This window comes from Rhodococcus sp. 105337 (assembly GCF_012844225.1).
GTDB lineage: Bacteria > Actinomycetota > Actinomycetes > Mycobacteriales > Mycobacteriaceae > Rhodococcus.
Window position 1 is genome coordinate 1 of record NZ_JABAGQ010000026.1, and the last position, 2,173, is coordinate 2,173.

1 protein-coding gene is annotated in these 2,173 nt (G+C 64.5%); it reads left to right on the top strand.

Features of this window, described 5'->3' with window-relative positions:
• Positions 1–2,173, top strand: a 2,173-nt coding sequence (locus tag HF886_RS20805) for a condensation domain-containing protein (protein ID WP_169653377.1), incomplete at both ends; no start/stop codon positions are given.

Below are 2,173 nucleotides of genomic sequence, written 5' to 3' on the forward strand. Positions count from 1 at the left end.
ATTTTCAGGTGAAGTTGCGGGGGTTGCGGATCGAGCTCGGTGAGATCGAGGCGGCGTTGGTGTCGCACGAGTCGATCGCTCAGGCTGCGGTGGTGGTGTCGGTCTCGGATCTCGGGGATCAGCTGGTGGGGTATGTGGTGCCTGTTGTGGGGGCCGCGGTGGATCGTGACGAGTTGGCGGGGTTTGTCTCGGGGTTGTTGCCCGGATATATGGTGCCGTCGGTTCTGATGGTGCTCGATGAGTTTCCGCTCAACAGCAGTGGGAAGCTCGATCGTAAGGCGTTGCCTTCCCCTGTCTTCGAGGCTCGGGAGTTCCGGGCGCCGCAGACCGCCGTCGAACAGGTTGTGGCGTCGACGTTTGCGGACGTGTTGGGTCTCGAGCGGGTCGGTCTCGACGACAACTTCTTCGAGCTCGGCGGTAACTCGTTGGTTGCGACCCAGGTGGTGGCGCGTCTGGGTGCGGCGCTCGATACTCGGGTGCCGGTGCGGGTGTTGTTCGAGGCGTCGACTGTCGGGGAGCTGGCGGTGCGGGTGGAGCAGGTGTCCGGTGGGGGTGCCGGGGTTCCGTTGGTTGCTCGGGTTCGGCCGGAGGAGATTCCGTTGTCGTTGGCGCAGCAGCGGATGTGGTTCCTCAACCAGTTGGATCCGGGGTCCGCGGCGAACAACATTCCGGGGGCGATCAGGTTGTCGGGATCGTTGGATGTCGATGCGTTGCAGGCGGCGGTGTCGGATGTGGTCGCGCGACACGAGTCGTTGCGGACGGTGTATCCGGAGATCGACGGAGTCGGTTTCCAGAAGGTTCTGCCTGTCTCGGGGACCGTCGTCGAGGTGCTTGGGGAGACCGTCGCGGCCGACGAGGTCCCGGCACGTGTCACGGAGATCGCGACTGCCGGTTTCGATGTCACGCAGCAGGTTCCGATCCGAGTGCGGCTGCTGCGAATCACGCCGGAAGAGCATGTGCTGGTGGTGGTGGTTCATCACATCTCCGCTGACGGGTTCTCGATGGGGCCGTTGACCCGGGACGTGGCAACGGCGTACGCAGCGCGGGCCGTGGGCGCGGTCCCGGAGTGGTCGGCGTTGGAAGTCCAGTACGCGGATTACACGCTGTGGCAGCGAGAGGTCCTCGGCGACGAGTCCGATCCGGAGTCGCTGCTCGCGCGGGAAACCGAGTTCTGGCGCACTGCTTTGGCGGATCTGCCGGAGGAGTCGACGTTGCCGTCCGACCGGCCCCGCCCGGCGGTCTCGAGTTACCAGGGTGCCTCGTACAGTTTCACGATCGATCGGCGCGTCCGCGCGGGTATCACCGATCTCGCCCGTCTCAGTGGCGCAACGGAATTCATGGTGGTGCATGCTGCTCTTGCGGTGCTGCTGTCACGGTTGGGTGCCCAGTCCGATATTGCGATCGGCACGCCGATCGCCGGTCGTGGCGACGCCGCGCTCGACGATCTGGTGGGTATGTTCGTCAACACGCTCGTATTGCGGACGTCGGTTGATGGTGGGGTGTCGTTCGGGGAGCTGCTCGATGCCGTACGTGGGGTCGATCTCGAAGCGTTCGCGCACGCGGATGTGCCGTTCGAGCGGTTGGTGGAGGTGCTCGACCCTGCGCGCTCGCAGGCGCGTCATCCGCTGTTCCAGGTGATGCTGACTTTCCAGAATATGACGGACGCGCATCTCGAACTTCCCGGTCTGAGTGTCTCGGGTGTGGACTTCGATGCGCAGATCGCCAAGTTCGATGTGCAGTTGACGTTGTCGGAGGGGTTCGCGGAGGACGGTTTCCGTGCGGAGCTCACGTATGCCACCGATCTGTTCGATGCGGTAACCGTCGAGGGCTTCGCGGAGCGGTTCGTGCGGATCCTCGAAACGGTGGTCGCTGATCCGGCGCTGCGGGTCGGCGATATCGATCTGCTGGGCGCCGATGAGCGTATTGCGGTGCTCGAGCGGTGGAACGATACGGCGCATCCGGTGCCGGAGTCGACGTTGCTGGATCGGTTCGATGCGCAGGTCCTCTCGAATCCCGACGCGATTGCTGTGGTGTTCGAGGGCGGGTCGTTGACATACGGCGAGTTCGATGCGCGGGTCAATCAGCTTGCGCGGTATCTGATCTCGCGGGGTGTGGGTCCGGAGACGACGGTCGGGTTGGCGGTGCGCCGGTCGTTGGATCTGCTGGTGGGGAT